The sequence below is a fragment of the Pseudomonas sp. SDO5271_S396 genome, assembly GCF_054071795.1.
In genome coordinates this window covers 11,999-37,069 of sequence record NZ_JBSVWB010000036.1, presented here as the reverse complement: position 1 = coordinate 37,069, position 25,071 = coordinate 11,999, and the positions used below count along the sequence as shown (strand labels likewise).

Annotated in this window: 21 protein-coding genes; 14 read left to right on the top strand and 7 right to left on the bottom strand. The window is 52.8% G+C overall.

Annotation, left to right across the window (positions count from 1 at the left end):
• Window positions 1-38: 38 nt before the first annotated feature.
• The gene (locus ACW9IN_RS21720) at window positions 39-662 is read left to right on the top strand and encodes a recombinase family protein (protein WP_457367742.1); all 624 of its coding nucleotides are present in this window, start codon (window positions 39-41) and stop codon (window positions 660-662) included.
• A 518-nt stretch (window positions 663-1,180) separates the two neighbouring features.
• Entirely contained in the window at window positions 1,181-1,732 is a 552-nt protein-coding gene (locus ACW9IN_RS21715) for a helix-turn-helix domain-containing protein (protein ID WP_086799825.1), read from the top strand.
• Between the two features lie 466 nt (window positions 1,733-2,198).
• On the opposite strand, the gene ACW9IN_RS21710 is transcribed toward ACW9IN_RS21715, so the two are convergent.
• Window positions 2,199-4,826 carry an AAA family ATPase gene (locus ACW9IN_RS21710; RefSeq protein WP_457367741.1) on the bottom strand — a complete coding sequence of 876 codons (2,628 nt, stop codon included), beginning with the start codon at window positions 4,824-4,826 and terminating at the stop codon, window positions 2,199-2,201.
• A gap of 678 nt (window positions 4,827-5,504) precedes the next feature.
• On the opposite strand from ACW9IN_RS21710, the gene ACW9IN_RS21705 reads away from it, so the two are divergent.
• Complete coding sequence (locus ACW9IN_RS21705; protein WP_457367740.1) at window positions 5,505-7,043, top strand: P-loop ATPase, Sll1717 family; 1,539 nt, start codon at window positions 5,505-5,507, stop codon at window positions 7,041-7,043.
• A gap of 817 nt (window positions 7,044-7,860) precedes the next feature.
• On the opposite strand, the gene ACW9IN_RS21700 is transcribed toward ACW9IN_RS21705, so the two are convergent.
• The gene (locus ACW9IN_RS21700; protein ID WP_032901693.1) at window positions 7,861-8,154 is read right to left on the bottom strand and encodes an addiction module antidote protein; all 294 of its coding nucleotides are present in this window, start codon (window positions 8,152-8,154) and stop codon (window positions 7,861-7,863) included.
• Window positions 8,151-8,453 carry a type II toxin-antitoxin system RelE/ParE family toxin gene (locus tag ACW9IN_RS21695; RefSeq protein WP_032901694.1) on the bottom strand — a complete coding sequence of 101 codons (303 nt, stop codon included), beginning with the start codon at window positions 8,451-8,453 and terminating at the stop codon, window positions 8,151-8,153. The genes ACW9IN_RS21700 and ACW9IN_RS21695 overlap by 4 nt, the downstream gene beginning before the upstream one ends.
• A gap of 178 nt (window positions 8,454-8,631) precedes the next feature.
• Between ACW9IN_RS21695 and ACW9IN_RS21690 the strand changes: the two genes are divergently transcribed.
• The 6 genes from ACW9IN_RS21690 to ACW9IN_RS21665 all read left to right on the top strand — a co-directional run bounded on the left by ACW9IN_RS21690 (window position 8,632) and on the right by ACW9IN_RS21665 (window position 12,345).
• Window positions 8,632-9,465 (top strand): DUF932 domain-containing protein, encoded by an 834-nt coding sequence (locus ACW9IN_RS21690; protein WP_095030904.1) that lies wholly within the window; start codon window positions 8,632-8,634, stop codon window positions 9,463-9,465.
• 54 nt (window positions 9,466-9,519) lie between these two features.
• Window positions 9,520-9,978 (top strand): hypothetical protein, encoded by a 459-nt coding sequence (locus ACW9IN_RS21685; RefSeq protein ID WP_457367739.1) that lies wholly within the window; start codon window positions 9,520-9,522, stop codon window positions 9,976-9,978.
• Between the two features lie 53 nt (window positions 9,979-10,031).
• Window positions 10,032-10,349, top strand: a complete 318-nt coding sequence (locus ACW9IN_RS21680; RefSeq protein ID WP_086799818.1) for a TrfB-related DNA-binding protein — start codon at window positions 10,032-10,034, stop codon at window positions 10,347-10,349.
• Between the two features lie 282 nt (window positions 10,350-10,631).
• Window positions 10,632-11,006 (top strand): hypothetical protein, encoded by a 375-nt coding sequence (locus tag ACW9IN_RS21675; protein WP_457367738.1) that lies wholly within the window; start codon window positions 10,632-10,634, stop codon window positions 11,004-11,006.
• 368 nt (window positions 11,007-11,374) lie between these two features.
• Window positions 11,375-12,043 (top strand): hypothetical protein, encoded by a 669-nt coding sequence (locus tag ACW9IN_RS21670; RefSeq protein WP_457367737.1) that lies wholly within the window; start codon window positions 11,375-11,377, stop codon window positions 12,041-12,043.
• An 80-nt stretch (window positions 12,044-12,123) separates the two neighbouring features.
• On the top strand, window positions 12,124-12,345 hold the full coding sequence (locus ACW9IN_RS21665; protein ID WP_337859729.1) for a hypothetical protein: 222 nt from the start codon (window positions 12,124-12,126) through the stop codon (window positions 12,343-12,345).
• Between the two features lie 697 nt (window positions 12,346-13,042).
• Here the strand turns inward: ACW9IN_RS21665 and ACW9IN_RS21660 are convergent.
• The 4 genes from ACW9IN_RS21660 to ACW9IN_RS21645 all read right to left on the bottom strand — a co-directional run bounded on the left by ACW9IN_RS21660 (window position 13,043) and on the right by ACW9IN_RS21645 (window position 15,528).
• Complete coding sequence (locus ACW9IN_RS21660; protein ID WP_177031945.1) at window positions 13,043-13,837, bottom strand: SprT-like domain-containing protein; 795 nt, start codon at window positions 13,835-13,837, stop codon at window positions 13,043-13,045.
• Between the two features lie 133 nt (window positions 13,838-13,970).
• Window positions 13,971-14,360, bottom strand: coding sequence for a hypothetical protein (locus tag ACW9IN_RS21655; RefSeq protein ID WP_457367736.1), 390 nt, complete (start codon window positions 14,358-14,360; stop codon window positions 13,971-13,973).
• A 5-nt stretch (window positions 14,361-14,365) separates the two neighbouring features.
• Complete coding sequence (stbB, locus tag ACW9IN_RS21650) at window positions 14,366-15,088, bottom strand: StbB family protein (RefSeq protein ID WP_457367735.1); 723 nt, start codon at window positions 15,086-15,088, stop codon at window positions 14,366-14,368.
• Entirely contained in the window at window positions 15,085-15,528 is a 444-nt protein-coding gene (locus tag ACW9IN_RS21645; protein WP_457367734.1) for a hypothetical protein, read from the bottom strand. The genes stbB and ACW9IN_RS21645 overlap by 4 nt, the downstream gene beginning before the upstream one ends.
• Before the next feature lie 394 nt (window positions 15,529-15,922).
• Between ACW9IN_RS21645 and ACW9IN_RS21640 the strand changes: the two genes are divergently transcribed.
• The 5 genes from ACW9IN_RS21640 (at window position 15,923) to ACW9IN_RS21620 (ending at window position 25,032) form a co-directional block, all read left to right on the top strand.
• A complete protein-coding gene (locus tag ACW9IN_RS21640) occupies window positions 15,923-16,309 on the top strand; it encodes a hypothetical protein (protein ID WP_032901706.1) in 387 nt (128 codons plus the stop codon).
• Entirely contained in the window at window positions 16,309-17,862 is a 1,554-nt protein-coding gene (locus ACW9IN_RS21635; RefSeq protein WP_457367733.1) for a type IV secretion system DNA-binding domain-containing protein, read from the top strand. The genes ACW9IN_RS21640 and ACW9IN_RS21635 overlap by 1 nt, the downstream gene beginning before the upstream one ends.
• Window positions 17,863-17,872: 10 nt before the next feature.
• Window positions 17,873-20,842, top strand: a complete 2,970-nt coding sequence (gene mobF, locus ACW9IN_RS21630; protein ID WP_457367732.1) for a MobF family relaxase — start codon at window positions 17,873-17,875, stop codon at window positions 20,840-20,842.
• A gap of 375 nt (window positions 20,843-21,217) precedes the next feature.
• The gene (locus tag ACW9IN_RS21625; protein WP_457367731.1) at window positions 21,218-22,129 is read left to right on the top strand and encodes a WYL domain-containing protein; all 912 of its coding nucleotides are present in this window, start codon (window positions 21,218-21,220) and stop codon (window positions 22,127-22,129) included.
• On the top strand, window positions 22,126-25,032 hold the full coding sequence (locus tag ACW9IN_RS21620; RefSeq protein WP_457367730.1) for an SNF2-related protein: 2,907 nt from the start codon (window positions 22,126-22,128) through the stop codon (window positions 25,030-25,032). The genes ACW9IN_RS21625 and ACW9IN_RS21620 overlap by 4 nt, the downstream gene beginning before the upstream one ends.
• Window positions 25,033-25,071: the final 39 nt, after the last annotated feature.

The window sequence follows — 25,071 nt, the reverse complement described above, 5'->3', positions numbered from 1 at the left end:
ATGAACACTCAAAATGATACGAAGGAGAAGAGCCCGTCATGTTCATCCGTTCTTATCTGCGCGCCTCGACCATCGAGCAAGACGCGAACCGGGCCAATGCTGCGTTGGAACAATTCGCAGCTGAACATGGTCACCTCATTGCCAACACATACACAGAAAATGCCAGCGGCACCGAAGCGAATAGGCCCGAGCTTCTTCGCTTGCTCAAGGATGCGCGCAAGGGTGACGTGCTCCTGGTTGAAAGCATCGACCGGCTGTCACGCATGGAAGATCCTGATTGGCGAATGCTCAAGGCTACTATCGACGCAAAAGGACTTTGCATCGTCGCGCTCGATCTGCCAACCAGTCACCTGGCGTTGAGAGTCACCCAAGGCGACGAATTCACCAGTCGCATGCTTGGAGCAATCAATAACATGATGATCGAAATGATGGCGGCTATTGCTCGTAAGGACTATCAACAACGCCGTGAGCGGCAAGCCCAGGGAATTGCCAAAGCCAAAAATTCGGGCGCATATAAGGGCCGACCCATTGATGCCGATCTGCACAAGCGAGTACGTGAGCTACTGGCTGCAAATTTGGGCATTCGAGCAACTGCCCGTCACGCAGGTTGTTCAACCACGACCGTTCTCAAAATCCGTGATCAGATTCAACAGCTCAATTAATTGAGCCGGTCGGAAGTGACTGACTAGCGAAGGCGAAGCCGTAGTCTGTCAGGCGCTTACGAGTGGCCGCCGCCGGCAGGCGACTTTGACTGATCAACAGCAGGGCAGAAGACGACAGTTAGAGATCATAAGAAGCAGGACTTCTAACCCCTTGATTTACGGGGCCTCCAGAGCAGTAGATAGCTCAACCTATGAGCGAACCTTCGGTCATCAACTGTGAACCAACCTCGCTCATAGGCTGTGACCTAACCTAGCTCACGTAATGAGCTACCCCGTGGATGAGCTAACCCTCGCTCATCGGTGCTCGATAGCAAACATCCTTGAGCTACCCGTAGCTCACTGCATGAGCTACCCCTAGCTCATTTTTTGCGCGATATCCAACAAGCCTGTCAGATAGCGAACAAATTTGATCTACCCATAGAGCACAGCGTGAGCTACCCTTGGCTCATTCTTGCTCGCTATCTGACAAGTTTGAGAGATAGCAAACAACACTTTTGGACGATATGACAGGAGGGTCAATGTCTGAGGAAATCCGCAATCTACACCAACCCGCACCACGCGGGACTTGGGTTCAGACAGAACGTGCGGGCCATGAAGCTTGGGCGCAACTGATCGCGCACGCTCCACGTGCGGCCCAGCTGCTGCACATACTCGTGGCCAACATGGATAAGAGCGGTGCCCTCATTGCCAGCCAAGCCACCTTGGCCAAGCTGATGGAAACATCTACAGCCACGACAAAGCGAGCTTTGTCGGTACTGATCGAACAGGCTTGGATTCAGACAATCAGGTTGGGCAGTGATCGAGGCGGTGCGCTGGCCTATGTGGTGAACAGCAGGATCGCTTGGGCTGATAGCCGCGAAAACATTCGTTTTGCACGGTTTAATGCTCGAGTACTTGTGTCCTCGGAAGACCAAAGCGACCTTGGAACCGGCAAGCTGTTGAAGGCGCCTGTCATGGCACCAGGAGATATTCAGTTGCCATCTGGTGACGGCAAGAGCCCACCAGTTCAGGAGACTTTGGAAGGCATGCTGCCTGATTTGCCGTCGATCACTGATGATCCGGAAGCCTGAAAACGACGAAACCCGCAGCACGGCAATGCTTGCGGGTTTCTAGGTTTCTGCGAAGGAGCAAAAGGCCGTTCCGACATGCTACCCCGGCGCCCGGTTTTTTCCAACCACTCGTACCCCATGTCGAAGTCGAACATTTCGTAGCTGCGAAATTGCACTCCACTTGACCACCTGACTGCATCGGTACTGACCACTCGTTTGCATTGCGCTTGACCAGGCGTTTGCATTCGATCTGACCACCGAGTGCATCGGATTTAACCAACACTTAGTAACCATGATCGGCAAAGAGCTGCCGGTGGCGACAGTGCGACAGGCAGAAATCAGCCAAAAGAAGTCGTTCAGAATGTCTACGAAACGCGAGCCGACTCACCATGAAATTCAATCCTATTGAAAGAGATTTGAAATGAATTGAAAGAATTAAGGTCGATTATATACCGACCTTAACCCGTGATTTTCAAGCGTTTTTATGTTAGATAGTTGATTTATCTAACACTAGTAGCGCGTTAACAATCTCTGTGACGACCGTTTTTTCAAATTCTTCTCGATCTTCTTCTTCGTGCGTGCCCTTATTCAGGCAAATCCAGTGAGGATGCTGGCCGTTTGGACCAAGAATGGTCCTAAGAGATGTAGCGATTGGCTCTCTATTTTTGATCTCAAATTTTGCTTTTTCTATTTCAAGTGCAAGTTTTTCAGCTAGCGACCTCAAATCAATTGGGGCGTTTGGCGCGCGCTGGAGAAGGCTAATAGGCCCGCCACCGTGTTTGTTATAGTAAGTCCAAATTCTGGGGCAGAGTTCTTCAAGTGCCCGACGTGCCGACATAAGAGCGTCCCTTAGCTCGCCTTGGTCGTTCAGAGTGCTTGCCGCTAATACGTAGTTTATCGGTCGACTAAGCGAGCTTACCTGGATGTGCTTTTCTTCTGTTTGACTGCGAAAAATATATGATTCCGATTTTCCGGCATTTTCTTTACCAATTAGCTGATGGGTATCTTTGAAAAACTCATTGCCATGGCATGCAATTATAATTTGTGTAGAATTAAAAAACTTATCCTTGAACAAAGTTATTCTTATTGCTTTTCGATGCTCCTCGTCTATAGCGTTGACAGGATCATCAAACACCAAAAGCGGGCAATTTTCTTTGATATTTTTTGCAAGCAGGATTGCGAGGCCAACACATCGAATGTGACCCTCGCTAAGTATGTGAAGTGCGTCAAAGTAACGATCTGGATTGTTCTGAAATGAAATTTCTATCCGCTGCCCAGAAGCTACCGGTAATTTTATAGCGGCGATGAGATCTTGTTTGGAGTCAAATCGATTGAAAGCGTTATATAACTCAGCCACGTTGTCGCCGAGGTCTGCTACCAATTGATTCGGCAGCTGGTCTTTGTAAGCAGATAGGAGTGTTACTACTTTCGTATAAGCCGCAGCAATTGTCTGGTTCTGCCGAATAGAGTCTATTTCGTCTTCTGCGGCAATAATTAGTCCTTTATTTTCCTCATCGAATGCTGCGATAGCAGCATTGGCATTCTGTACTCCGTCCTCCAATCCTTTACGCTGTGTCTGAAGCACCAATGCGTCTTGTGCAACTTGACGAAGGACATTCAGTTCTTGCTGTTTTGATTCTCTCTCAAGGACTTCAGCTTTGATTTGTATATCACGCTTTTCTAGACTTAGAACGCGGTCCTGAAGAGCCTGCCAGCCAGTCTTCATTTCTCCGTTCTCGATGTGAAGCGATGCCCACCACTCCCATGAATCTTGAGTTTCCTCTGGGATAAGGAAGGCTTGCAGTAGCCCTACATCGTTGTAGTTATCGTAGGGTTTGGACGCAACCTGTAAAATCTGATGTATAGATTCGATCCCCTTAAGTCTGCTTTCTTCGAATTGATCACGCTCGATTTCTAGCTGAGTCAGATGAGCAAGTTTTTCTAGCTCTTGCGTCGCTAACTTGAACGGGTTGCTTGTTACTATTTCGAGTGGAGTTTTGCAAGCAGGGCAGTAGTCTTGATTGCTGTCTTGCAAAGATTGTATTGCTGTGTAAAGTTGCTTAAATGAGACCCCTTCGCTGGCTTTTGAAAGCTCTAACGATGCTGTGATTAGTCCGCTGTCAGAAAACTTAATGGCTTCGTAATTGGCTAACAGTGACTGTAAGGATAGTCCTGTTTTTGATGGGGGTGATTTTTGTAGCTCATTTTCTAGTTTTGAGATCTTTCCAGGTGTCTCAGCAGTACCTACCAATAAAGAGATCATTTCGGAAAACGTTGTTTGCAGATTTTGTGTTTGAGCTAGGTTGGCTTCGCGGATTGCCAACTCAGAAAGCTCTTTGGTATTGTTTTCTATAGTTTGTTTTTGCCCCAGCAGGGTCTGTTGCTTTTCTTGAAGCTCCTTTTTCTTTACACCTACAAGATCTATATATCGCGCATCTATATCGCTACTAAAGCCACGCACGAAGTCATTGAACTTTTCCAATCCAAATAGTGAAGAGATCAACTCGGTTTGTCGAGCGGGAGAATGGGCAGCGATACGAGAGAAGTTATCAATTCTGTTTTTTTCAACGAAGCAGAATCGATAATTTGATTCATTGGCCACAACTGGATGCGTGGTTCCTTCGGCGTTGATAGCTTCGATTACAGGTTTTGAGAACTTACCAGTGTGCGCATTTTTGAAATATTCGTCTTGCGAGCGAAATCGTTTGGCTTCTGCCTCCGACACATTACCAAGTAGGCCATATTCGAGAGCTTCGCAGAAACTTGATTTTCCAGTGCCGTTTGGTCCGTAAATTAGTACTAATGAACTGTTGAGATTAAATTTCTCCTGCCGCGCAAAACCGCGAAAAGGCCCGACGCTAAGGCTCGTTAATCTACTTATCGAAGGGGTGTTATCACTGACACTAACTGCTTCAACAGTGATATCAATCGGCAAAGTGTTCCACTCGGCTTGCGCCAATTGTGTGATTTTTTTTACTCTCTGCCCTTGACTTGTTCCGAGCGGTTGAATTACGTCCAGTTTATCAAGAAATAGATTAGCCAGTTTACGTATATCATCTGTTGCACTTGGCGCAGACAGGGTCTGCATAAAGCGCACGTATTCATTCCTGATCATCAGTCCGTTCCTTCCCTTTTTTACACGGCTAATCGCATCGTCAACGTTGCGCGTCTGATGCGGAGCGCTTTTCCGCAACGCTATCAAAAAGCCATGCTCGGGGATACATCTTGGACATCTTGCCTTAAGCTATTATTTGGGGGGAGGCGCGAAGAATGTGTGGGTTATGTGGGTAGGGATACCAAATGCGCGCTTTTGGCGTGCTCCGTCGCTCCCCCCGCACGCCGGTTCACTTTTTCTTCACTCCTGCAGCGGCCTCTCTGCGATCCCGGCACGCTGGCTGACTGCTGCTGTTCGCGACTGACCGCTTTTGGCCGAATTCTGCCTGTCGCGAAGGGCGGCAACCGACCCAATGCAGCCGGTCAGAACCGGCAGAGATCGGCCACAAGCGGTCACCTATCTGCTTAGGCTGGGTTATGAGGCGTCGGTGCTTTTATGAATACCATCGAAAATCAATGATGCATTGAGATTGCCCCATATTTTTAATTTTTGTGCAAAGCATTTCCACTTCACCATTTTGTTCGGGTATATTCAATCGAGCTACTACAGCATCTACCAGGAAGGTTTCGCCTTAGATAGTTTGAGACATATGTAACAATGAAGTAAGTGATAGGGAACGATTCAGAATTGAGATCAGCTCAGCTCGTTTGAATAAGATAATCAAAAAAGGGAGTGACAGTGGCTACGTTCATTTTTAGGCGAAATAGTAAAATTGGCAACTTAGATGCAGAAACTGATACATTTCTTAAAAGCTGCTTTCTCGAAACAGATATTTATTCCAACTTATTGAGTTTTGATGATGGCATTGATTTTGCCAAGCGCATTGTAGTAGGAAGAACAGGATCTGGCAAAACGGCTCTGATAAAGCAATTATCAGAAAATCCGAAAATCAAAAAACATTTGGTAATTGAAGCAGAATCCACCGTATTCGAGCACATCAAGAATAACGTATTCATATCGAAGTTAATCGATAACAACATTGACCTGAGGATTTTTTATAAGTCACTGTGGATTCATGTTCTTTTAGTAAGGGTGGTAGAGTTATTGTATCCGGGCAAAACATTTTTCGAGATGATTTTAGACCTACCAACCAGCAGCAAAAAAAAATACAACGCATCGCTTGCCAAAGAATATGTTGAAAAATTTAAGGACAATTTTTTTAACGAAAGCATAGTTAGTGAGATAACCGAAAGGATGCATATGGAGTTGGCGGGCGGAATTAATATCCCACCCATCAAATTAGACGGTAAGGGTAGTGCCGAGCTTACTGAAAAAATACAACGCGCCACTGCGCAATATGTGAGCACAGAGTTACTACGAAAGCAAAAGGAACTTATCAAGGTTTTGACGCAAGAAAAATCAAGAGAGGGTCAGCACCGCTTCCTTATCAGTATTGATGACCTAGATAAATCCTGGTTAAGCTCTAGCGAAATACGTTACGATTTTATTAATGCCCTACTGGACGCTTTTAAAGAGCTACTAGACATCAAGACCGTGAAAATAATAATATCGGTCCGCACTGACATAATAAGGGGCATATATTTAAAAAATCTAAGGCAAGAAGAGAAAGACAAGTCTCTTATTCTAGATATTCATTGGGACAAATTAGAGATCCAAGAAATTCTTGACAAAAGAATAGACTTCCTCATAAAAGATAAATATCAATCAAATGCTACGACAAAATTTTCTGATATTTTTGATTTTTCTATAAAAAATGAACGATCACAAGATTTCATCCTTAGACGCACCATGCTTAGGCCGCGTGACGCCATCGATTTTGTAAACTTATGCCTTTCTGAAGCAGATGGATCTACGGTTCTTAATGAAAATTTGGTGTTAGAGGCAGAGGAAAAATTCTATGTCTCAAGAAAACAGGCTTTGTGCAAAGAGTGGGCAAGTATTTATCCGAACATTACTAAATATATTGATGCGCTTGCTGAAGTATCCACGCCATCTTTCACGTGTGAAACGCTGAGCGAAAAAGCTGATAAGATACAGAATGACGTGATCAGCCATATTGCAAACAACATTGACTCTGTGACAAACGATATTATAAACGACATAAGCGCACTTATAAATATATGGTTCGTTGTAGGTGTTGTTGGCATTAAAAAGTCTGAAACATTAATTATCTACTCAAGCTTCGAAAAGCAAGAGCTAGACGTCAGTGACTATAAAAAAGAGTTTAGTATTCATCCATTATTTTTCCGATACTAAATCTCCTGTTTGTGATTAATATAGGCTGCCACCTGATTTTATGTTTGCTGGTTAGACTTGGTTAATCGTTAGACTTGGTTAATCATTAGTTAATCGAAACCGAACATCCTTCGACAATTACACCCCATCAGGAGGAGGCAATTCGGCGATAGACGTTATTTTGTGAGCGTCCGCTCCTGGCCGTTCTCTGCCGATCATGGTTAGGAAGCGTGCTGGTCAAATCCAATGCAAACGCCTGGTCAAGTGGAGTGCAATTTCGCACAACAACGCGGATTGAACTGATCGTGCGTGCCCCTTCGGGGGCGGCTTTCGTGAATCAAGCCCTGGCGATGAAGCTGCCAAGTCTTGCCCCTTCGGGCTTCAATCCTCACGCCTTCGCCCATTTCGGGCTGCGCGCTCCGCTTACCTCCGGCCTTCGTCCTGCGCGCCGTCCTGCAGGACGACTTGCCCGACCTTCCACGTTCACCAGGTGGCTCATCAACATCGGTTGGTAGCGGATCGCCCCAATGGCCTATCCGCCGCCAGGCCTTGCCTGCAACGGGCTTTCGCGGCATATCCTCGGCCCGGTGAAGCTGGGCCTGCGGTATTCCACGGTCCCATTGCACGCGGCCTGGCTCTGGATAGCCCGGGCTTACCGCGACCAACCGACGCTGACGAGCAGACCACCAGCGGCAGCGCGTTCCAGATCGAGGGGCTTTGCTGCGCCCGCTTCGCGGACGGCTGAAAAGCGTTTATTTACCGCTCTAACACTCGGCCTCGGAGCAGCCCGGAAAAGCGGCGGCGTCAAGCAATTCGCCGCTTTTCTCGCACGCGAGAATTAAGGGTGTGCGTGTTGCCGGGTTGTCAGATCGAGGCCAACAGCGCGCATGACGGCCAGCATGGTTTTTAGGGTTGGATTGCCCTTGTCACTGAATGAGCGGTAAAGCTGCTCACGGGACAAACCGGATTCTTTGGCCAGCTCTGTCATGCCTTTTGCGCGGGCAACAACGCCTAGCGCTTTGGCAATGTAGCCAGCGTCGCCGGTTTCAAAAGCATCGCTCATAAAGATGGCGATGCTTTCAGGATCGGTCAGCGCTGCCGCTGGATCATATTCATAGATTGGCTCTTTCATTCGTCTTCACTCCACTGACTGGCAAGCATCTTGGCGGTTTCTATATCGCGTGCCTGGCTGCTTTTGTCGCCGCCGCACAACAACAGCACAAGCTCATTGCCGCGTTGCTGAAAATAGACCCGGTAGCCGGGGCCGTAGTGAATACGCAACTCGCTAACGCCCTGGCCGACCGGCTCAACGTCACCCAAAAGGCCGTTGGCTACCCGGAAGACCCGCGCCGCAATGATCGCCTTTGCGCGGTGATCTTTGAGCTTGCGTTCCCACGTCATGAACGTGGCGGTTTGTTTGATCGTTTTCATAGGCTGATTGTAGTTTATAAATCACGCAAATTCAAGCGCTATATGTACAATCAAATTTTACAAAAAGTTGACATGATGCGCAGGGTTTGAGATACTAACCCCGTCGAAGCAATCACGCCTCGACACCCGGACATAGCGGCGGCAACCGCTCCGGGAATTCTGCGAAGGAGATTCAAAAATGCGTCTATCCAGTAATTTCCGTAACCCTTGCATGATCCGCAGCGATGCAGCCTTGAGCAATGAACAGATTGCCAGCGTTGCACCTTCGATCTTTGCCGAAGAAGCGCACGACAGCCGCTCCGATCGTTACCTGTACATCCCAACGATCAAGGTGCTCGACGCACTGCGCGCCGAAGGCTTCCAGCCATTCATGGCGTGCCAAACCCGCGTTCGTAACACCGACAAGCGCGAACACACTAAACACATGCTGCGCCTGCGCCATGCCAACACCATCATGGACAAGGAAGCGAACGAAATCATTCTGCTGAACAGCCATGACGGAACCAGCAGCTACCAGATGATGGCGGGTATGTTCCGGTTTGTTTGCGCCAATGGCCTGGTAATCGGCGATTGCTCGATTGATCAGAAAGTACGGCACAGCGGTCGCGGTGACGTTATCAGCGACGTGATCGAGGGAGCCTATGAAGTGCTCAATCAGTTCGACGCCGTGAACGATCAGCGCGAGTGCATGAAGCAAATCAAGCTGCGCCCGGACGAGCAAGAAGCCTTCGCCATGGCCGCGCTGGCCTACCGCTACGACCCGAAAGAGGGACCGGCGCCGGTGACGTCCAGCCAGTTGCTCAGCCCGCGCCGTGTCCAGGACTACGACAACGACTTATGGACTACCTTCAACCGCATTCAAGAAAACTCGATCAAAGGAGGCTTGCGAGGCCGTAACAAGCAAGGGCGTCGGGCGACTACCCGCGCCGTTGGTGGCATTGACCAGGACGTGAAATTGAATCGCGCCCTGTGGGTTCTGGCCCAGGCCCTGCGCACTCAGCAGGCCGCTTAATCACCCAACCGGGCGCCGAGTGCGCCCGGTTCTTGTGCGGTAGGAGATACAGCCATGTCCAAAGTTTTCTATGGACCCGGCCAAACTTCGATCATCGACTATGCCCGCGAGATCGCCCCGAATATGTGGGCAACCCGCTGCAGAATGCTGATGCTGCCCGAGTTGCGCGTCTGCCACCCCGGCGCTGTGCTAGGTGATGAAGAAGCCTTCTTGCTGGCCCAGGAAGCCACATTAGGTACGCAACCCCAAGAAATCACAGAGGCTCGCTACGACTACGCGCTAACCCGTCTACCGGTGCTGGACTTCGCCGCTGACGGCAAAACTTACTCGTTCAAGCTCGAAAAGTACGAGGTTGGAAATCTGACGCGAATTTATGCGCTCTGTCATGGCCGCTACTGGGCTTTCTTGGGGTTGGCCACCCTCACGCATCAGATGATTATCCAGCGCGTCACCATGAGCGCTACAGGAACCCTGTTCACTGATCGACAGGCTCACGGTTCACCACCACACTAAAACGCTAAAAGCGCCTGGCAGATCTGCGGGCGCTTCACCTACGGAGAAAACGAATGCAGCCAAAGTACACAGCCGCCCAATGGGAACAGGTTTCCCCGGCCTTTCGCGGTTTGGCTGTCGGCACTGTTGAGATGGCCAAGGCGGTATTGGTTGACGGTGTGCGACCTTCGGATCTGGCGCGACAATCTGACGTGTCCCGCCAGCTTGTCTATGCCGCCGTGCAACGGGTTCGCAAGATTCTGGAGGAACACCAGGCGCAAGAGTTGGTGCCGGTGATGGTTTGGCTTCCGCCTGAGCTGGCCGAGCAGGTTCGGCAAATGGCAGCGCCTTATGACCAGCCAGCAGTCAAGGGGAAGGTCAGCAAGAAATGAGCAAGAGTAAGGGCGAGAGCCGAGCCGAGCTGGAGCGCATGGGAAAGTTTCCCTTGCTCACTCAGGTAGCGAATCGCGGGCCAGGCAGAAGCGGGCACAGTTTCGGGTCATTGAGTGATGTTTCTCGCACGCGAGAATGTACGCTTTAAGTAAATCAATTTTTTACAAATAGTTTACATGTTGGGCGGGGTTTGAGATACTAACCCCGTCGAAGCAATACCGCTTCGGCGCCCGGATCAAGCGGCGGCAACCGCTCCGGGAAGTCTGAGAAGGAGCAACAACATGGCTACTCGCGTATTTGGACCTGGTGTAGAACCTGGCGGCATGGATCTCGACGACAACCACGACGAAGTTCAATGCCCAGCGTGCAAGGGCAAGGCAATCGCCCGCTACTGGGAACCCTGCGAAGGCGGTGCGATCAACGCTTACAACAACATCCATTGCACGGTTTGCGGCCACTTCGAGGGCGATACCGGCGAAGGTGATAAATACGATCACCTTTTCGAGTCATGCCATGACGAAAATTTTGCCGCCCTGCGCGCCGAGATCGAGGCAGAGCAAGAAGCCGAAGATCGTGAATTCGCATTGGCCTCTTTGGATTGGCTCACCATGAGCGACTTCCGCGCCTTCGCGGCTGGCATCCGCCAGGCGGCATGATCCCAACCCCACCGCCCCGGCAACCGACCCGTTGCCGGACCACCAGTTAAGCAGTTTCTAGCACCACGCTCGCCATCCACTTTCTGGGTAAATCCAGCACTTTTTTTCAAGGGTGATCGAGTGAAATTCATTACTGAATATCGTAGAAAAATCTCACTCGCACCCTCTGCTCCGGTAGAAGCAAAAATTGAAACAGACACGGAGTAGCAGATATAAAAATAGATTATTCATCAGGTATGATTACTGGCAATTGTCGCAATTGTCGCAATTGTCGCAATTGTCGCAATTATTGCCTCGATTGGCATTTTGCCATCTACCGGATATCATCGCTGATTTAGTGGATAAAGTTATACAAAAGGGATTTAAAGATGATTAGAAAACTGACCGGGCTGCTGTTTCTGCTGTGTGCCCTGGGTGTGTTTGCAGGTACCGTTGCCGTGGAAATCGCGTGGCTCGGCTTTTGTTTTGGCACCGTAATCATTGGGATTCTGCTGCTTTTCTTTGCGCCAGGAATACTTTTCTTCCCTGTTAATTTCGGATTCGTGACTGGCATGGCCATCTGGGCGGCTGGACTGGTGCTGATTTCCGGCGATGACGACAACAGCAGTCGAAAATTGGAGAAGTTTAGGTCAACCAAGAAGGGTGAGGTTGATCCACAGGTTAAGTATTTCCTGCAATCCCAATTCAACACAATTAAATCCATGGGTCATGAGTTACCTGTTGATCTTATAACTGTTGCATATGTAGTTGCCGTTATAAAAATAATGACAAGAACCAAGTTAAAGATCACGCAAACTAAACCTATTGTGCATGCCATTTTCGACAACATGGATCGTCAAGTCAGTGCTGTGTTCGAATACGCCCTTGATAATCAAAATAAGTTTGGGGAAAGTCTCGCATACGTGACACCAATAGTCTCAAGTGAAGTTGAAGCCGGTTACGGCTCATTTCTGATCGACCATGCAAAAAACCTCGCTGCGCCTGACGATACTGTACGCACCTACGGAGCAAACTATATCGACTCAACGCACGTGTAGTATTCCATCAAAGACCCAAACTTCTATCCATGTCTTTTTTGCGCTGATTGGACTGAGACTCATCCTTAGGGAAGGACGCGATGAGCAACCAATACGCCGTAACCTGGACGGTGGACGTCGAAGTAATGGGCAACCACAAAGACGCTGCACAGGCCGTAGCTGACCTTTATTTTCAAGAGCGTATCGCCGCAGAGGAACACGGTAGCGCCTGCTCGTTTACCGTGGCCGGTTCGGATAACTTTCCGGTGGAAATAGACCTTGCAGATAGCTTGTCGGATCTCGAAGGCGACGACACACAATAATCACCTGGTGCGGTGGCCACCGCACCAGGGATACCCCGCGCTACGTTGAAATCTGACGAATCCGCGGGGCTCTACACCCCCACTTTTTAAGAGAATCCGCGCTCTAACTCCCTCCGCTTGCGAATATCCGCAACGCGAGCCGGTGTGACCCCCGCAAGCTTTGCCAGCACGTTGTTGGAAACGACGCCAAGTAGATGCTCGTAGCGAGCAACCCGCGACACGCACTGATACCCAACCCCGCCGCTGTGCGTGTTCGGCTTCGCCGAAACGGCTCTCGTAAACCAAGCCCCGGCCAAAAGTGCGGCGGGTCTTGGCCCTTCGGGCTTCGATCCTCACGCCTTCGCCCGTCCCGGGCTGCGCGCTCCGCTTGCACCAGGTCAACGTCACCCACTCGGTTTATATCGTACGATACAGGGAAAAAGCCGATAGCCCGGGCCAGCCCGGGCGATGCAACAGCCCGCGTCCTGGATCTGCGCACGACTCAGGAAATCACCCTGCAGTTACCCACCGCCCGGGCAAGAAGCCTCCCGCCCCGTGGATAACTGCATCGTTCGCTCTGGCCTCTGACGGGCCCCGCTCGCTGGGCGATTTTGTGTGCGCTGGCCGTTGCATCGGAATGCCTTCGGCGACCAAGGGGGTGCCCCCCTTGGATCCGCAAGTTGGAATGGTTCGGGCTTCGCCCGCGATCTGCGCGGGCCTATTCGCCGCTCTCAGCCGCCACCTCTGGCGGGACTTCGACCAGCTCTTTCGAGTCCACAAACGGGACTGCGCACTCAATACATTGAATGCGACCGCTAAGCCCCGGTTTGCCCCATAGATTCAGGTGGCAACTCGGACAGGTGTACTTGCGCTTGTTCTTCGGGTCTTCCTTGCCAGGATCTGGCTGCAGCAAACCCGCCGAAGTCAGCGCCGATATGTCTATCGTTGGGTCTTCTGCCGGGCCTGGCACCGGCTCGCCACCAGGCCCGTAGAGCAGCACTGCCGACATAGGAACCCGCTTGGTTACTACGTCGATCCACGACAACATGCGGCCCTGGTCGATCAATTCCTTGCAGGAAAGATCGAACGGCCCGCCCTCGATGATGTAGTGCGTCATCTGTTGGCCATGACGTTTCCCGCCAGGCTCACCAGTGTCCGACGGCATCAGCCCGATGGACTGCATTTTGTTAGCCCATTCCGCGTTGTGATACCCGGATCGGGAGCGCTTGCCGAAATGGGCCTGCCACTGGTGGACTTGCTCATGTGCCAGTGTGGATAAGGTCTGCTCTACGCGACGGTGCGCGAAATATGCAGGGTTCAGCGCAATCTCATCGCTCTTTCCGTCGCCGTTCCGGCGAAGAAAGCGCGACTCAGAGTAGTACCCGAACGTGTTGCTTTTGCGCTGCAACGTGAACAGACAGCCAGGGAGCTGGCCATCAAACAGCACCTCATTGAAGTACGCATAGGCGCCTTCGATTTCTTCGTACAGTTCCTGACTGGCAGTTGCGGTCATGTGTCCTCCTTTTCTCGCATGCGAGCCCCCCCCCCTGGCCTGATCGCCTGCGGGGGGAGGGTTGTGGCAATACGAAAAGTTTATCCTGTATCGTACGATACAGGATAAACATCAAAAAAGGGGCGCACCCCCCTCACATTGCGGCCAGGCGATACCCGATGAAAGCACCCACGGCACCGGCGACAATCGCCGACACCACCGCTGTAAGTGCGAACACAACGAACCAGCGGCGCAAGCCTCCGGCTGCGAGGATCACCGGCGCTGAACTGCGGTTCAGCTCGTTACCAATCCTGGCAGCGGCCTCACGGCCAGCCTGCAGCAACGCTACCTGCTGGGTTTCCATCATTGACTCGAAGTTCAGCCGCGTCTGCAGCAACGCCTTGGCCGCGCCGTCCTTGATCGCCTGGTCCAGTTTCGCCCCCAGTTCGCCGTCCACTTCTTCGAGACGGCGCACCAGGGCGTCAATGTCTTCCATCATCTGAACCGCCAACGCTTCGCGGGCGGTTGTCGGATCCTTGGCCATCGCCGTTACTTCCCTTTCCCGAACAGCGCCGCGTACACGTCATCGAGGTTCTTCCAGGCCGACTTAGCCAGGCGCTGAACCGATATCATCCGTATAGCGTGTTCCTTGTCTTGTTCGGTCTTCGCGTCTTTCAACTGCTCACGGTACGGCGTGGTGTCTTTCACGACCTCGGAAATGTTTTTCTTGAGCGCACGCAGCCGCTCGAACACCTCGTTGGAATAGATCACCGCGTCAGGGTTGAGGGTGAATTTCTTCTCCAGCGTGTGAAAGCCGAACACCGCCGAGAAGGTTTGCGGCAGGTCGTCTGCATCGTCGATCTGCACCTTGTTGAACACGACCAGGATTCGCTTGGCTGGAACGCCAAGCGCGGAAAGCGTCTTGATCGTGTTGATTGTGTCGGCTTGCTGTTTCTTCTCGCTGACTGTGGGCACCAGGAAGTAATCAAACTCTTCCTGCGAGCCAGCGAACTGCCCCATGTACTTGAAGAAGTCTTCGACGTTCGACGCACCCACGTCGACCACCGCTTTGCTCTCTACCATTAGCCATTCTTGCAGCTCGCCGAACTGGCGGCCCTTTATGCGCTCGATCTCGGCGGCAGTATCAGAAGCCCCCGCGTTGATCGTCTCAATGGCGAAACGCGGCGCGTCCATCCGTGGCGACAACAACTGATCGGATACAGTCGTCTTGCCGGTGTTGCCGCTGAAATTCACTACGGCGATTTTGCTCATGTGCGTCTCCTTCTGCTTGGGCTCGCACTTTCGTAGCGCGCCAGTTCTGAGGCGTTCACATCATCCCCAGGGTTCATGATCTTGTTCAATTCGGTCGGCGCCATTGGTGCCGGTGGTTCCTCACTTTCAGGTTTTGTATCGCACGATATAGAAACCGATATTTCGGCTGGTGCCACTGCCGCCGCTGACTGCAAATTCGGCTGGCTTGCCGGTGCTTCGACCGTTCCGGCCTTGACCGACTTGCGATACCGATACAGGTAACTTTTCAGCGTCTCCATGGTGATCTCGATCCCCTGCGCCTTGAGCACATCCAGGATCGCTTGCCGTCTCACTCCGGCCTTCAATTGCTGCTCGATAATCGGCATCACCTGGCGTATTTGTGCCGCCTTGGTTTCCGGTTCAACTGCCTGCAATGCAGTCGCTAGGTCTAGCTTTGCCATATTGCACCCTATATGCACCCTTATTGCTCTCTCTATGCATCCTAATCACCCCCTATGCATAGTCAAGCTAAACCCTTCTGCACCCATACTGCACCCTACCATACGGTCTTCGACCTAAATGATGGATACGCCCTTAACAAGAGCATAATTTTTGATCCTTAACAGGATCAAAATCTTAATACACAACACGCACCTCCCTAGCGGGAGGTAAGACCAGCATATACAGTGCTTCCAGTGGGTTTTACCTGAATGCACGTGTGATACATATGTATTACAGATATACCATATAGACCATATTTTACTAGTGCTTTGTGTATCACGTTTGTTATACATGAACTCGAAGATCTGGACCCTCCATTTCAAGGGGGGATTTTGACCGCCATGAGGGGGCAATGTGGGGAAGACCGTACCAATACGTTTGAACGATGAGCAGTTGGCCAGGGTCGAGGAATCGGCGGCTTTGGCTGGCTATAAACACCTGTCCACTTACATGCGTGACCGCCTGCTTGAACCGTCCAAAGTGGACAGTCACCAGGGCGGAATTGATCAATGGGCAGACCAACAACGCATCTTGAGTTTGCTCGAATCACTCGACCAGGCGCAGGCCACTAACCGAACCATTCTGGCCATCGTGGTCTACCTGCTGCGACAGAACAGCACGCAAGGAAAGCTCAACGAGCTGCGCGCCGAACTGTCCGCATTGGGGAGCAACGAGGAAGCATTAGCCGCTCTGTTGCCCGAGTTGGCTAAGGACATTGAACGTCTATCAGGAGAGGATTAGTGCACAAACAAGAAGTCGATAGCGCAACATTGACGGCGGGGATTGCTCTACCAATCGCCGGTTGGGTCGGCGGCGCCTACCTCGCGCAGATGCCGTTTACACCATTCCCCGGCGCCTTCCGCGAGACATTGCACCAGACACTACAGAACCCAATCATGGCCGGATGCACGGTGGCCACATCCGTGGTGGCCGGTGCCCTGGTCTACTACCTCAACGAATATTGCGACGATGGGTTCCGTGGTGAACGGTTCGTTGAGCATTTGCGCGGTTCTCGCATGCGAAATTGGCACTACGTGGACAGCAAAGTCCGCAGACGTAACGCCAAAACCAACCGGGAACGCCGCAAGAGTGGGCAGGAAAACATCGACCCGATCATGATCGGCAAGGTGCCAATGCCACTGCACCTTGAAGATCGAAACACCATGATTTGCGCGTCCATCGGTGCCGGTAAATCCGTCACCATGGAAAGCATGATGGCCTCGGCGTTGAAGCGTAACGACAAGATGGCGGTGGTCGATCCCAACGGGACCTTCTACTCGAAGTTCAGTTTCAAAGGCGATGTGATTCTCAACCCATTCGATGCACGGTCAGCAGGCTGGACAGTGTTCAACGAGATCAAGGGTGTTCACGACTTTGATCGTATGGCGAAATCCATCATTCCGCCGCAGGTGGATCCAGGTGATGAACAGTGGTGCGCGTATGCCCGTGACGTGCTGGCCGACACCATGCGCAAACTCAAGGAAACCAACAACCCGAACCAGGACACGCTGGTAAACCTGTTGGTTCGGGAGGATGGCGACACCATTCGAGCGTTCTTGGCCAACACCGATTCCGAGGGCTATTTTCGCGACAACGCAGAAAAGGCGATTGCCAGTATTCAGTTCATGATGAACAAATACATTCGCCCGCTGCGCTTCATGACCAAGGGTAGTTTCTCGATTCATAAGTGGGTGACAGACCCGAATGCGGGCAATCTGTTTATCACCTGGCGGGAAGACATGCGCTCGACCATGCAGCCACTGGTGGCCATGTGGATTGACACGATCTGCGCGACCATCCTCAGCTACGAGCCAATGACCGGGAAACGACTCTGGATGTTCCTGGACGAGCTGCAGTCGCTGGGCAAACTCGAATCGTTCGTGCCAGCGGCTACCAAAGGCCGGAAACACGGCCTTCGTATGGTTGCCAGCCTGCAGGACTGGTCGCAGCTGATCACCAGCTATGGCCAACACGATGCGGAAACGGTGCTGTCTTGTTTCCGTAATTACGTGATTCTTGCCGCATCCAACGCACAGACCTCGGACAAGGCCAGCGAGATCCTTGGCCAGCAGGAAGTCAGGCGTATGCGTGTCTCTTTCAGCAACGGTCGCAGCAACCGCTCGCCAGAGATCAAGAAAGAGCCCGTGGTCATGGACTCCGAAATCTCGAACTTGAAAGACCTTGAGGCTTATCTGAAATTCGGTGAGGACTTCCCTATCACCAAGATCAAACTGCCCTTTGTGAAGCACAAGGAAAGAGCGCAGGGAATAGTCGTTGCCGGTCAGGCGGCGTAACGGAGGTTGCATGCTCAACGTCACGCCGATTCGAGGAAACAACCAGTACGCTGCAGCACGTTATTTCTCTGCTGCAGACGACTACTACGCCAAGGAAACACCCGGCGAGTGGCAAGGCGAAGGTGCCGAACGGCTCGGCCTGATCGGCCCCGTCGATCAGCTGCAACTGGCCAAACTGCTTGACGGCAAGTTGCCGAACGGCGAGCGGATCCACACCACGTTCAATGCCGAAACCAACAAGCGGCGCATGGGCTTGGACATGACATTCTCGGCGCCGAAATCGGTTTCGATGCAAGCACTCGTCGCCGGCGACAAAAATGTCACCCTGGCTCACGACCGGGCGGTGGCCAAGGCCATGCACCACGTTGAAAAACTCGCCCAGGCACGGCGCAAGGAGCAGGGCAAGTTCCTGCGCGAACGAACCGGGAACATGGTCATCGGTAAGTTTCGCCACGAAATGAGTCGCGGCAAGGATCCCCAGCTCCACACCCACGCGGTGATCATGAACATGACACAGCGCGCCGATGGCAAATGGCGCGCCTTGTTCAACGACGATATTTTCAAGGTTCAGCATGAAGTTGACGCCATGTACAAGGGCCAACTGGCCTTGGAGCTGCGCGAGCTGGGCTACGAGATTCGCGTACTCGATGGCAAGGGTAACTTCGAGCTGAATCACATTTCACGGGAACAGATCGAAGCATTCTCCAGCCGTAGCAAGGTCATCGAGGAAGCGCTGGCCAAGGACGGGAAAACCCGGGCCGACGCGACCACCCTTGAAAAACAAGTTATCTCCATGGCCACCAGGCCGCATAAGGACGAACGCGACCGGGACCTGGTGAAACAGTATTGGGTGACGAAAAGCCGCGAGCTGGGAATCGACTACGGCCCACAGAGTCGGCTGGATGGCCGCGAATATGGTGAAACAGGCCCAGAGTCAGGGGCAGGTGTTCCATCTGATCCCAACTTACCCGCAGCGATCACACCAGCCCAAGCCGTTGTGCAGTACGCAATCAATCACCTGACCGAGCGCGAGCAGGTAGTTACCGAGCAGGATCTAATGACCGTGGCGCTTCGACGTTCGGTAGGTTTGGCCGGTCCTGACCAGGTAAGGGGTGAAATAGATCGCCTGGTAAAACAGGGCACGCTCATAGAGTCGGCACCGGCCTACGCAATGGCGCAGCCCACGGAGAACGCGCCTGTTTTATCGCCTGCAGGTTGGCAATCTCACCTGCAGGAGTTGAAAGGCTGGACGGACAAGCAGGCAAAACAGTACGTGGCCACCGCTATCGAGCGGGGTTCATTGGTGCCAACCGAAAAGCGCTACACCACGCAGAAGGGCTTGAAACGCGAGAAAGCCATTCTTGCCATTGAGCGCACTGGCCGGGGCCAGGTTACTCCGCTCATGTCTCAGGAACAGGTCGCTAAAGCACTCGAAGGGTCAACCCTCACGGCTGGCCAGCGGCAAGCCGTCGAGGCCATCGTCAGCACGCCGAACCGGTTTGTGGGTATTCAGGGCGATGCCGGGACGGGCAAAACCTACTCTGTTGAACGGGCGGTGCAATTGCTCACATCCGTCAACGAGGCAATGAGCTACGGCAAGACAGAGGATCAACCCGGCTACCGGATCCTCGCGTTGGCTCCGTATGGCAACCAGGTTGCCGCACTCAAAAATGAGGGGATGGACGCTCATACCCTGGCCAGCTTTTTCAACACCAAAGACAAGACCCTGGACGAGAGGACGATCATTGTTCTCGACGAGGCCGGTGTCGTCGGCGCTCGCCAGATGGAACAGCTCATGCGCCTGGTGGAAAAGTCCGGTGCCCGTCTTGTCCAGCTGGGCGACACCAAACAGACCGAGGCCATCGAGGCGGGTAAACCATTCGCCCAGCTCCAGCAGAACGGCATGCAAACCGCCCGGATCAAGGAAATCCAGCGACAGAAAGACCCCGAACTGAAAATTGCCGTCGAGCACGCTGCCGATGGCAATACCCCCATGTCCCTGCAGCACATCAAGCACATTGAGGAACTGCGCAATCCTTACGATCGACACCAGGCGATTGTGAACGACTACATGCAGCTCACTGACCAGGAGCGCAAAGATGTGTTGATCGTTGCCGGTACGAACAAAGACCGTAAAGAGATCAATACCTTGGCGCGCAAGGCCTTGGGACTTGAGGGCCAAGGGACAAAGTTCGACACGTTGAACCGCGTTGACATGACCCAGGCAGAGCGCCGCTTTGCCCCGACCTACCAGCAAGGGATGGTGATTCAGCCGGAGAAAGACTACAAAAAAGCGGGCTTGGTCCGTGGCGAAATCTACACCGTCAAGCAGGCGCTGCCGGGGAACATTCTTGTAGTCACCGGCACAGATGGAGAGAGTCACCAGATCAACCCTCGACAGGTTACGAAGCTCAGCGTCTACAAGATGGAACGCCCGGAACTGTCGATTGGAGACTTGGTACGCATTACCCGTAACACTCCGTCACTCGACCTAACCAACGGCGACCGGATGCGTGTGGTCAGCACAGCCAACGGCGTGATCGAGCTGGCTTCGACCAAAGAGCGCGACGGAAAGCCCGAGCGCGTAGTGAAGTTGCCAGCGAACAAGCCGTTGCACCTGGAACACGCTTACTCCGCGACTGTTCACAGTGCGCAGGGCCTAACCAATAATCGCGTGATGATCTCCGTGAACACCAAGAGCCGTACCACTTCGCTCAATCTGTTCTACGTGGCCATCAGTCGGGCGCGGTTGGAAGCGAGGATCTACACCGATGCTATCGCCGGTTTGCCGGGTGCCATTGCCAAGCGCTACGACAAAACCACTGCATTGGCGCTGCAAAAAGAGCGGGACGCCCAGCGCCTGCAGAAAGCACACGCGCCGAAAACGGTGGTGGATGGGCCAAAAACCGAGCGCGCCCTGGAACGCGAAAAACGAGCGCGGCCCAACAGCCCAAGCGGCGGCATGGAGCGCACGAAATAGAGCCCAAAAAAAGCCCCGCGAGGCTTTTATCGCGTGCGAGAAATCAGCGAGTGAAGGTGTGTCGGTATCGTTGCAAACTTCTTGCGGACTGTGGCACGAGTAGAGGGTGATACCGCTATCAGAGCGTGATCTGTAGGGCTCATCTGTGTGAGTTATGAGCCCTGCTGACGGCAATGGCGTTTGCGGCACGCAGGGCGATGCAGCGTGAGAGTGTTGCCGCGGACATCTCCGGGATCGTGCGTGATGACTCTTTGCTGTACTGAATTTTAAGTAATTAAAATGATTACCATTTTGTTGTAAAATGCAACGATAGACGTGCTAAAAGGCATGTAATAAGCTCTGCTAAATTATTCGTATCAAGAGTTGCGAACTCACATGACGCCCATGAACCCGCTTGCAGAATTCGCTCAGCCACAGCGTGACCGCCTGGCCTTTATCGAACTGCGTGTGCGCTTCGTCGGGGAGATTCGGAGGCAGGATCTAGTAGACCGGTTTGCCATCCAGTCTGCTGCAGCTACCCGAGATCTTGCGCTCTATAGAGAGCTGGCCCCGGGTAATATCGACTATGACTCCAAGGGCAAAACCTATGTCTTGGGCGATGATTTTCATTCGCTGTTCGACTACCCGGCCGAAAGAGTAATGTCGTGGCTGACCCAGGCCTTCGGTGATGGTGAACCGCTGGAGCTCAAACCCTGGGTCCCCAGTGAAATCCCGCCCCGCTTGACCAATCCCGATCTGGATGTGCTGTCGAACGTAACCCGTTCCATCCATCTGGGCTGCCCTTTGTCCATCGAGTACCACTCCATCTCCAGCGGCAAATCGAAGCGAGAGATTGTGCCCTTCGCCTTGCTAGACACCGGCCTGCGCTGGCGTGTGCGGGCTTTTGACCGCAAATCCCAAGAGTTTCGTGACTTTGTGATCACGCGGATCAAACGCCCGCGTTTGCTCAAGGGTGAGTCGTCCGCACCCCATGAACTGAGCAATCAGGACATCCAGTGGACGCGCATTGTCGAGTTGGAGTTGGTGCCACACCCGGACCGGCCGCATCCCGAAATTACGGAGATGGATTACGGTATGCAGGGCGGCGCATTGCGAATGAAACTGCGTGCTGCAACGGCGGGCTATGTACTGTGCAAATGGGGCGTGGACTGTACTCCGGATCATAGTCTGCGAGGGGCAGAGTACCGCCTGTGGCTAAGGGACTCGTTGGCTATCTACGGTGTGAAAAACGCTGCGCTGGCTCCAGGTTATTCGGAGCCTGGGCGTGCGGCTGGAGCAAAGAAATGATTACCGCCTATCACGCTAAGTACTATGCGCACGAACTGACACGACGCCATGCTGCCGATGGTGTTGGCCGCCTCTCTCAGTCCCTGTTCGACGCGAGTGTCGATCTAAATCCCCACCAGATCGAGGCAGCATTGTTCGCTTTGCGAAACCCTTTGCAGCAAGGGGTCTTGCTCGCAGACGAAGTGGGTCTGGGCAAAACTATTGAAGCCGCGCTGGTTGTCTGTCAGCTATGGGCGGAGCGCAGTCGCAGACTGCTGATCATCGCGCCGGCCAGCCTGCGCAAGCAGTGGGCGCAAGAGTTGTCAGAGAAGTTTGCCGTGCCGTGCACTGTGCTGGATGCCGTGGCATTCAAGAAGCAGTCAGCCGGCAGAGCACTTGAAACCTTGCAGCATCTGGCTGGTAAGTCAGTCCTCATTATGTCCTACCAGTTTGCTACCCGGCTTGAGGCTGAGTTGCGCGCCATTCCTTGGCATGTGGTGGTTCTTGACGAAGCCCACAAGCTTCGAAATGCTCACCGTCAGAGCAACCGCACCGGCCAGGCCCTGCGCCGAGCGCTGGAAGGCCGCAAGAAGTTGCTGCTCACGGCTACGCCGATGCAGAACTCACTGATGGAGTTGTATGGTCTGTCCACGCTCATTGATGAGCATCTGTTTGGCGATGAAAAAGCCTTTCGTAAGCAATACTTGAACAATCCCGCTGGATTGGAGGAGCTGCGAGGACGCCTTAATGGTTTCACTCAACGCACTTTGCGCAAGGATGTGTTGGAGTACATCAAGTACACCGAGCGCAAGGCTATAACCCAGCCATTCAGCCCCACAGATGACGAGCAAGCGCTTTATGACCAGGTATCAACCTTCCTGCTGCGCGAACATTCCTTTGCCTTACCCAAGAGTCAGCGCCATCTCACTGGTTTGATTCTGCGCAAACTGCTCGCCTCCAGTACTCCGGCCATTGTCGCCACGCTGATTACTGTCCGGGCTCGGCTGGAGCAGATGCTGGTAGACGAGGCCTCGGCGGAGCAGATCAATCTGCTGGAGCAATGGATAGAAGAGGATGACCTCGAAACGGACTATCTGGAAGATGAGGAGCCTATCTCGGATGATCTGCAGCCTTCAGAGCCCAGTGTTCAAAAGCCGGAGCATAAAAAACAGTTTATTCAGACAGAAATAGATGAGCTGACCGGCATCATTGATCGCGCACATGGGCTGCGTAGTGATACCAAAGCCAAGTCCCTACTCACTGCTTTGCAACTGGGCTTTACCAGCATGGCTGAGCTTGGGGCTTCGCGTAAGGCCATCATATTCACCGAATCAAAACGTACTCAGGAGTATCTGCATCAGTTCCTGTCTGCCAACGGTTATGACGGCAAGCTGGTGTTGTTCAGTGGCACGAACAATCATCCCGACTCCACTGTTATCTACCAGCATTGGCTGGCTACACATAAAGGTACTGATCGGGTAACCGGCTCCCCCCAGGTGGACCGCCGTACCGCGCTGATCGACCACTTTCGCCAGGGTGATGGCAGTGGTGCAGAAATCATGATTGCCACAGAGGCTGCTGCTGAAGGTGTGAACCTGCAGTTCTGTGCTTTGCTGATTAACTACGATCTCCCGTGGAATCCTCAGCGAGTCGAGCAGCGCATAGGCCGTTGCCATCGCTATGGCCAGAAGTTTGATGTGGTCGTGATCAACTTCCTCAATACCCGCAATCAGGCAGACCAGCGCGTTCTCGAACTGCTGACGGAAAAATTCAGCCTGTTTTCCGGTGTGTTCGGTGCCAGTGATGAAGTGCTGGGCAGCATCGAAGGTGGCCTGGATTTCGAGAAACGCATCCAAAAAATCTACGATACCTGTCGCCAGCCAGATGAGATAGAAGCTGCCTTCAATGCGCTGCAGACAGAGCTGGAAGAAGCGATCAATGACCGCATAAAAGACACCCAGTCCCAGCTACTGGAGAACTTTGACGAGGACGTTCACGACCGCCTCAAGCTACGACTGGACGAAGCTGAAGCCCGGCTCGATAGACTGGGGCGGTGGTTCTGGGGTGTGACTCGTTATGCCCTGATTGACCGAGCACACTTTGATGATCATTCTTATGCCTTTTCGCTGACCAGTCCACCAGAGAGTGAGTTTTCGCACATAGCGCCGGGCCGCTATCAGCTCATCCGTGGCGCGGCACAACCCGATATGTTGGCGCACGCCTACCGACTCAGCCATCCGTTGGGCGAGTGGAGTATTGCCACCAGCCTCAACGTCTCTACTCCGGTCGCCCAGCTCAAGCTCGACTACGCCAAGCATGGCACGCGCATCTCGGTCATTGAAAAGCTACTCGGCAAGTCAGGCTGGCTAACACTGGTGCGGCTTGAAGTGACAGCTTTTGAGACAACCGAGGCTCTGTTGTTCTCAGGCCAGACGGACGATGGTGAACTGCTTGATCAAGATGTCTGCGAAAAACTGCTGACCATCCCCGCGGCTGGCAAGCCCATCGCTATTGATGATGCTGCACCAAATGCGCTGACAGCGAACAGTCAACGCTTGGTACAGGCCACCATTGCCAACGTGCTGGAAGCTAACCAGCGGCTATTCAACGAAGAGCGCGACAAGCTGGAACGCTGGGCTGATGACAAGCTTGTCGCCGCAGAGGAAGCGCTCAAGAACACCAAGGCAAGCATTGCTCAGTTGAAGCGCGATGCTCGCAAAGCCGCGACACTTCAAGAGCAGGAGTCCATTCAGCGTGAGCTGTCGGAACTGGAGCGCAAGCAGCGCAGCCAGCGGCAGGAAATTTTTGCCGTTGAAGACGAAATCATCGAGAAGCGCGATTCGCTGATCGAATCGCTGCAGCAGCGGCTACAAGAGAAAACCGATACCCAAACGCTGTTCACCCTGCGCTGGCAGGTGGTGTGAATCGAGCAACAGAAAACGAACGAATCAAGGCCCGAATCA

Bases quoted from the DNA above. Each gene is read 5' to 3' on its own strand.
- ACW9IN_RS21720 (WP_457367742.1), top strand. From the start codon at position 39: ATGTTCATCCGTTCTTATCTGCGCGCCTCGACCATCGAGCAAGACGCG.
- ACW9IN_RS21715 (WP_086799825.1), top strand. From the start codon at position 1,181: ATGTCTGAGGAAATCCGCAATCTACACCAACCCGCACCACGCGGGACT.
- ACW9IN_RS21710 (WP_457367741.1), bottom strand. From the start codon at position 4,826: ATGATCAGGAATGAATACGTGCGCTTTATGCAGACCCTGTCTGCGCCA.
- ACW9IN_RS21700 (WP_032901693.1), bottom strand. From the start codon at position 8,154: ATGAAAGAGCCAATCTATGAATATGATCCAGCGGCAGCGCTGACCGAT.
- ACW9IN_RS21695 (WP_032901694.1), bottom strand. From the start codon at position 8,453: ATGAAAACGATCAAACAAACCGCCACGTTCATGACGTGGGAACGCAAG.
- ACW9IN_RS21690 (WP_095030904.1), top strand. From the start codon at position 8,632: ATGCGTCTATCCAGTAATTTCCGTAACCCTTGCATGATCCGCAGCGAT.
- ACW9IN_RS21685 (WP_457367739.1), top strand. From the start codon at position 9,520: ATGTCCAAAGTTTTCTATGGACCCGGCCAAACTTCGATCATCGACTAT.
- ACW9IN_RS21680 (WP_086799818.1), top strand. From the start codon at position 10,032: ATGCAGCCAAAGTACACAGCCGCCCAATGGGAACAGGTTTCCCCGGCC.
- ACW9IN_RS21675 (WP_457367738.1), top strand. From the start codon at position 10,632: ATGGCTACTCGCGTATTTGGACCTGGTGTAGAACCTGGCGGCATGGAT.
- ACW9IN_RS21670 (WP_457367737.1), top strand. From the start codon at position 11,375: ATGATTAGAAAACTGACCGGGCTGCTGTTTCTGCTGTGTGCCCTGGGT.
- ACW9IN_RS21665 (WP_337859729.1), top strand. From the start codon at position 12,124: ATGAGCAACCAATACGCCGTAACCTGGACGGTGGACGTCGAAGTAATG.
- ACW9IN_RS21660 (WP_177031945.1), bottom strand. From the start codon at position 13,837: ATGACCGCAACTGCCAGTCAGGAACTGTACGAAGAAATCGAAGGCGCC.
- ACW9IN_RS21655 (WP_457367736.1), bottom strand. From the start codon at position 14,360: ATGGCCAAGGATCCGACAACCGCCCGCGAAGCGTTGGCGGTTCAGATG.
- stbB (WP_457367735.1), bottom strand. From the start codon at position 15,088: ATGAGCAAAATCGCCGTAGTGAATTTCAGCGGCAACACCGGCAAGACG.
- ACW9IN_RS21645 (WP_457367734.1), bottom strand. From the start codon at position 15,528: ATGGCAAAGCTAGACCTAGCGACTGCATTGCAGGCAGTTGAACCGGAA.
- mobF (WP_457367732.1), top strand. From the start codon at position 17,873: ATGCTCAACGTCACGCCGATTCGAGGAAACAACCAGTACGCTGCAGCA.
- ACW9IN_RS21625 (WP_457367731.1), top strand. From the start codon at position 21,218: ATGACGCCCATGAACCCGCTTGCAGAATTCGCTCAGCCACAGCGTGAC.
- ACW9IN_RS21620 (WP_457367730.1), top strand. From the start codon at position 22,126: ATGATTACCGCCTATCACGCTAAGTACTATGCGCACGAACTGACACGA.